Below are 6,610 nucleotides of genomic sequence, written 5' to 3'. Positions count from 1 at the left end.
CGGCGAGAGCAAGCTGCGTATAGCATCGGGACATGCCAAAATCTCCAAAGTGAAGCCGTTGAAATCATTGGCATGTCGCACTTGGAAATAGAATGTACCGATCGCTCGCGTCTGTCAAAGCTGAATAGGGCTGCGATATTGTCAGCCAGTTAGAAATGCGACACTGGCTCTGACGATCAGCCCCCGATCCGGCCGGCTGGGCCGGGTTGTAAGGGCGGAGCGGGGGCGGGGGATGATGCTCCTCTTCGGCTTTAGCTTTCTCAGTAGCAATTGTTCCGTCTCCGGCTGATACTCGTGCGTACCTGCATAGGGGCGGGGTAGGGATCAAAGTCACACGATGCTTCCGGAAATCAAACTGCAGGGTGACGTCAATGTCGCCGCGCTGTCACCACTCGTTCGCGGCATGCTTCTTGCTGTTGCCTATGCCGACGGTGAGGGCGGCATAGGATTGACGGCAACCGGCGCCATGAACCGCAAGTTCGTGCATTGGGCCGCTGTTAACTTCCTCTGGCCCGACTTTACAGCCGAAGACCTCTACAGCATGCACAAGGTGCTCAATGAACGCGACATGCCGCCGCTCTGGGTCGTGCGCGACATGACCCATCATCTGAAGCTGCTTCGTCGGAAAAAGGATTTGCTGCTGCCAACCAGACGCGGTCGCGAGTTTCTGGTGAACCCTAACGCCTTCTTCGATCTGGTCGCCACGGATTATCTCTATTCCTACATCCACGCCACCGAACGGGAAGAGGAGGTGCAAGCGCGGTTGCGCTGGTGGCGCATGTTCCTCAATCTTCTCAATATCAAGGCCAGAGAAGGTTGCACGCCAATGGAGGTTGTGAAAATCCTCTATCCAGATCTGGCGCCTCTTTCGGAAACCGAAATGACCCTGGAGGCCTGGAAGCTGAAATCCGATCTAAAATACGGCGTCTTACAGCGCTTGTGCTGGCTCGGCTTGCTCTATGAAGCAAGAGAGGGCCTCACACTCTTCCAGGACGGATCCTTCCACAAGACACCGCTTTGGTCCGCATGCCTGCAGCTGGAATCGGATACGCAAAGCGACATCGGCGTGCACTGACGATCTTTATTCCGCCGCTGGTTGCCTCAATAACGCTTTCTCTCGCCGTGCAATCACCGCCGGATTGTTCATGTAATCTGTCCTCGGCTTGCGTCCCCGCTTCTGATAACCGTTGGCGGTGCTACCGTCGCGAATGCCAAACATATGATCCTTCTGCCCGGTGCGTCGGGGACCACTCTTGCTGCGTTGCTGTTCTCGGCCGGCTTGCAACTCGGCGACGATCGACAGCATGTCGTCCAGCCGCTTGTTGTCGACGACCTCCGCACGATGCACCGAGCGCAACGTATCGAAGGTCCTGTAGGGCAGGGAAAAGCTCTCGTGCATGATCTCGAGCCGTCCGTCCGGGTAGTCGCAGACGATCACTTTCTGGCCAGCCAGTGGCCTGGAAATCTCGGTCGGATCGAGAATGAACAGCACCTTGTCGTAGCGTAGCGTCAGAGATTGCGACAGCGTGCGGACTTCCTTCCGGTACATGGCACCATCGAGGTTCTCGTGGTTGGCCAGCGGTCGGTGCATGTCCTTTGGATTGCGTGGTTGCTTGCCAAAGCGAGTGTTGAAATCCGCAATGAACTCAGGCGCATAGGAATTGGCAGCTTCGATCGTATCAATGCCGCGAAGCCGTAATTCCTTCACAAGCCGATCCTGCAATGTCTGGTTGGCACGTTCCACCCGACCCTTGGCCTGAGGGGTGTTGGCGCAGATGATATCGATGTTGAGCTCATAAAGCGCCCGGCCGAACTGCGTCAGACCGCTTGTCCCGTCCTTCTTCGACGGATGCGTCGATCGAAAGACACCATGTTTGTCGCTGTAGAAAGCCAACGGCTTGCCCCACTGCTGCAGATAATCCTTTGTCGCATGCAGATAGTCGAACGTATTCTCCGATCCGGCGAAACGCAGGTGCAATAGCTTGCCGGTGGCGTCATCGATATAGACGAGCAGGGCGCATTTGGGGCCGCGGTTCTCGAACCACCAGTGATGCGATCCGTCGATCTGCACCAGTTCGCCAAAGCAGTCGCGCCGACCACGTGGCTGGAAAACCCGTTTCTTGCGTTCACGACGCGAAATCCAGATACCAGCCTCGGTCATCCATTGCCGCAGCGTCTCCTTGGCGACCGAGATCTGGTGCAACTCGAGCAGCTTCTCGCGTGCCAGCGTCGGACCGAAATCCAGATAGCGCTCGCGGATCAGATCCAGCACCGCATTGCGAAACTCTTCGCTATGGCGCCGGTTGCTTGGTCGTGATCGCTTCTTTGAAACAAGGCCGGCCGGACCATCCCGGTCATAGGCCCGCAGCAGCCGATGGACCTGACTTCGACTGAGGTCGAGCCGTTCGGCAGCCTGGACAACGCTTAGGCGTTGGTCACGGATCTTCTGGATAAGTTCAAGACGATGCAACTCTTTCTGCGACATGGTGATCAAACAAGACATCACGACTCCGACCGTTCATGGTCTCGACCAGGCTGAAGATCGTCATCCTTGCTCCCAACGTTGAATTTGACCAGTGCGTCGAAAGGCGAGACTGTCGCATCTCTAACTGGCCCAACTGTCGCATTACTAAATAGCTCTTACAGATACGGATTGCGTAATCTGTGTTATGGAACATTTGAACGCAGCCCGTTTGGGGCTAACTAACCTGCTCATTCGTGAGGACCAGAAAAACTTCCTCGGCGCTTCGGGCAGTTCGAACTGCAGACAAGACGTTGCAATCGCGGAGCCTCCGGGCGGCACACGATAGGACGTTCAGATTCTGGCCTTGGCTGATGGCTGGTGTAAGGACCAGCACGACGAGATCCACGGGCACGTCGTCGACGGCTTCAAACTCGACGGGTTTCGGAAGGCGGACGAACATGCAGAAGGATGCATCGAGGCCTGCGACTGCCGCGTGGGGCATGGCAACGCCGTTGCCCACGCCGGTTGAGCCCAGTTCTTCCCTGGTCGTGATGGCTTTCAATATCGCGGCTGCGTCAGCCCCAGTCTTGCGGGCGGCGACGTCGGTCAGCTTGCCGATCAGCTCCCGCTTGGATGAGGCAGAAAGATTGACGACGACGTTCTCTAGCGGCAAGCAGTCGCTCAAGAGCATGTATGGCTCCATTCATTGCGGATGTCAGGTGGGTTCGGTCAGTCGGTAGCCGACACCGGTCTCGGTGAGGATGTATTGAGGCTGGTCGGGAGTGGTTTCGATCTTCTGCCGAAGCTGCCGGACATAGACCCTGAGATACTGCACGTCGGCCGCCGGTCCCCATATCTGCTTCAGAAGGAACTGGTGCGTGAGCACCTTTCCGGCATGCTGGGCCATCACCCGCAGAATGTCATATTCCTTCGGAGAGAGCTTGATCTCCCGCCCGTCGATCTTGACGATGCGCTTTACGAGGTCGATCGAGAGCCCGCCGGTCTGGAAGATCGCCCGCTCGCCCTGCTGCTGCAGGCGGTGGCGCAGCGCGACCCGCAGCCGGGCGCCAAGCTCGTTCATGCCAAACGGTTTTGTCAGATAATCGTCGGCCCCTGCTTCGAGCGCGTTGACGATCCCGGTCTCATCGGTACGGCCGGAAAGGATGACGATCGGCAAGGTGAGGCCCGCATCTCTCCATTCGTGCAGCACTTCATGGCCGGATTTGTCCGGCAGGCCCAGATCGAGCACGATCAGGTCGGGCAGATCGTCTTTCACGGCCTGGAGCGCGGTAGCGGCATTTGATGCCTCCTGTACCTCATAGCCCTGTGCGGTGAGGCCGACGCGCAGAAGCTTGCGGATGGGAGGTTCGTCGTCGACGACGAGGATCTTCACGGCTGAACCGGTCATTTGAGCTCATCCAGTTTTGGAATTTCATTGGGCCTTGGAAGGCGTATTGTGAACACCGCGCCCGATCGGTCGGAGCGATTTCCTGCCGTGATCGTGCCGCCCATCGCCTCGATAAAACCTCTGCAGATGGACAGGCCGAGGCCCGTTCCCGCACGAACCTGGTCGCCCTTGCGCACGCGATAGAATGTGTCGAAGACACGTTCGAGATCCGCCGGCGGAATGCCGGGCCCCTCGTCTGAAACCTGTATTGCGACACTGTAGGCGTCTGCCCTCCCCTCGATACGGATGGAGGAGCCTTGCGGGGCGTATTTCGCGGCGTTGTCCAGCAGGTTGAAGAACACCTGCTCCAGCAGCACGGGATCGACGCGAACCATCGGCAGGTTCTCGGGAATCGTCATGACGGTCTTGTGGTGCGCAAGAATCTTCGCGGCTCGCCGCAATGCGCTCCCTGCGATGTCGCCGGCATAGTGCAATGCGTGGTTCAGATCCATTGCCCCGGATTCGATCTTCGTCATATCAAGCAGGTTGGCAATGAAGCGATTGAGGCGCTCTGACTCGTCGACAATGGTCGACAGGAGATCCAACTGGTCCTCTTGCGGCATGGAATCGCGATAGTCGCGCAGGGTGCCCGCGGCACCGAGAATAGCCGCCAGCGGCGTTTTCAGGTCATGCGAGATCGAGGTCAGAAGAGCGGAGCGCAGGCGGTCGGCTTCGGCGGCAAGTTTGGCGCGGTCGACATCTGCCACAAGCTGGATGCGTTCGATCGCAAGCGCTGCCTGGTCGGCCAATGCATCCAGCAGCCGTTGCTGCTCGGGCGTCAGCAAGGGCCCGTCGCGCCGGTCATTGTCGAGGCCGATGACGCCGACGGCCGCTCGACCGGTCCGCAACGGCACGTAGAGGCGTTTCGCGCCCGGCAGCGTATCGGCACCGCGACCGGCGGCATGGTTGTGCTCCCAAGCCCAGCGCGCGGCGGCAATATCTGCGTCGTCGAGCGTGTCGTCAGGTGGATATCCGGCCTTGACGGCAATGGTCCCGTCTTCCGGAAGCAGCAGGACGACGCGAACCTTGAGCATGGACGCCAACTGGAAGGCGGTTGCCCAAAGCACATCATCCAGTGTCCCGGTGCCGGCGAGCTTTTTCGAGAAGACGTAGAGATCTTCCGTCGTCCTTGCGCGTTGTCTCGCCGCGGCGGCCTGTCGCTGGACCGTTGCGGTCAAATTGCTGGCGATGACGGCGACGCCGAGGAAGAAGAACAGTGCCAGCACGCTCTCCGGATCGCTGATTGTCAGCGTGTAGCGGGGCGGCAGAAAGAAGAAGTTGAAGGACAGCGCACTGAGAATGCAGGTGTAAAGCGCCGGCCGAAGCCCGTGGATGACAGCGGATGTCAGGACCGCCATCAGGAAGACAAGGGCTAGGTTGCGAACATCCAGGACCTGGTCGAGGACCACGCCGACCACAAGCGCGATCGCTACATAGACCGTCGCGGCAAGATAGGCATAGATGTCGAATGCGGGAGCGGATGGCGCGGCCTTTACACCGCGTGCAGCGGCCCCTTCCCTCTCGCTGCCGGAAATCACATGCACGCTGATGTTGCCTGACCTCCTGATGAGATCGTCGGCAATCGAACGGTGAAGCCAATCACGCCAAGTCGGCTTGCTCGGTGCGCCGATCACGATATGCGTGACGTTGTTGGCAGCGGCGTGCCGCACAAGCTCTTCGGAGACTTCTCGTCCGGGGATGGTGATCGCCTCCCCGCCGAGCTGTTCAGCCAACCGCAGCGTCGCGGCAATCGTGTCGCGGTCCGATTCCGTCAGGCTGATCGAGCGGTTGGTCTCGATATAGACGGCGGCCCATGGGGCTCGGAGGCGCGAAGCCATGCGGGATGCGTAGCGCACAAGCGAGGCCGAGCGTGGATGCTGATCGACCGATACAAGAACCCTCTCGCCTGCAGCCCAGGGGCCGGCGATGGCGTGTGCCTGCATGTGGTTCAGGAGCTGGTCGTCGACCCGCTGTGCAGTCTTGCGCAAGGCGAGCTCACGCAGTGCGGTCAGGTTTCCAGGCGTGAAGTAATTGGTCAGAGCCCATTCGGCTGTCTTCGGAACATAGACCTTGCCGTCATGCAGGCGCTTGATCAGATCATCGGGCGTGAGGTCGATGATCTCGACGTCATCGGCCATGTCGATGATCGAATCCGGCACAGTTTCGCGTACGCGGATGCGTGTGATCTGCGAGACGACATCGTTAAGGCTTTCGACATGCTGGACATTCAGCGTCGAATAGACGTCGATGCCACGGTCCAGCAGTTCCATGACATCGAGATAGCGCCTCGGATGGCGACTGCCCTTGGCGTTCGTATGGGCAAGCTCATCCACGAGCACGAGGTCTGGCCGACGGGCAAGGATCGCGTCGATATCCATTTCCTCGAGCGGATGGCCCTTGTAGTCGACCTTGATGCGGGGGACGACTTCGAAGCCGCTGACGAGCGCCTGGGTTTCCTTGCGGCCATGGGTCTCGACGACCCCGATCACGACATCGACCCCGTCGGACAGCTTGGCGCGGCCCGACTCGAGCATCTCATAGGTCTTGCCCACGCCGGGAGCGGCTCCGAGGAATATCTTTAGCCGGCCGCGGGTCTCCTGTCGCGCCTTCTCAAGCAGTGCGTCTGGTGAGGGCCTGCCAACCTTGTCGCGGCTGTCTTCCGGCATGACTTTCATCTTTCCCTGACGAGGAAGCCCCGG

5 protein-coding genes are annotated in these 6,610 nt (G+C 59.4%); 1 reads left to right on the top strand and 4 read right to left on the bottom strand.

Going from position 1 to position 6,610, the window contains the following annotated elements; translation table 11 throughout:
• Window positions 1-337: 337 nt before the first annotated feature.
• On the top strand, window positions 338-1,075 hold the full coding sequence (locus A6U87_RS21695; protein ID WP_065693364.1) for a hypothetical protein: 738 nt from the start codon (window positions 338-340) through the stop codon (window positions 1,073-1,075).
• 6 nt (window positions 1,076-1,081) lie between these two features.
• Here A6U87_RS21695 and A6U87_RS21690 read toward each other — a convergent pair whose 3' ends face one another.
• The 4 genes from A6U87_RS21690 to A6U87_RS21675 form a co-directional block, all read right to left on the bottom strand.
• Entirely contained in the window at window positions 1,082-2,503 is a 1,422-nt protein-coding gene (locus A6U87_RS21690) for an ISNCY family transposase (RefSeq protein ID WP_065693363.1), read from the bottom strand.
• A 196-nt stretch (window positions 2,504-2,699) separates the two neighbouring features.
• Window positions 2,700-3,155 carry a PTS sugar transporter subunit IIA gene (locus tag A6U87_RS21685; RefSeq protein WP_065693362.1) on the bottom strand — a complete coding sequence of 152 codons (456 nt, stop codon included), beginning with the start codon at window positions 3,153-3,155 and terminating at the stop codon, window positions 2,700-2,702.
• Between the two features lie 24 nt (window positions 3,156-3,179).
• Window positions 3,180-3,872: a response regulator transcription factor gene (locus A6U87_RS21680; protein WP_065693361.1), complete on the bottom strand. Its 693-nt coding sequence runs from the start codon at window positions 3,870-3,872 to the stop codon at window positions 3,180-3,182.
• Entirely contained in the window at window positions 3,869-6,577 is a 2,709-nt protein-coding gene (locus A6U87_RS21675) for a sensor histidine kinase KdpD (RefSeq protein WP_065693360.1), read from the bottom strand. The genes A6U87_RS21680 and A6U87_RS21675 overlap by 4 nt, the downstream gene beginning before the upstream one ends.
• Window positions 6,578-6,610 lie beyond the last annotated feature (33 nt).

Origin of the sequence: Rhizobium sp. AC44/96 (genome assembly GCF_001692185.1) — a bacterium.
Classification (GTDB): domain Bacteria; phylum Pseudomonadota; class Alphaproteobacteria; order Rhizobiales; family Rhizobiaceae; genus Rhizobium.
This window is presented reverse-complemented; position numbering and strand designations above follow the sequence as displayed.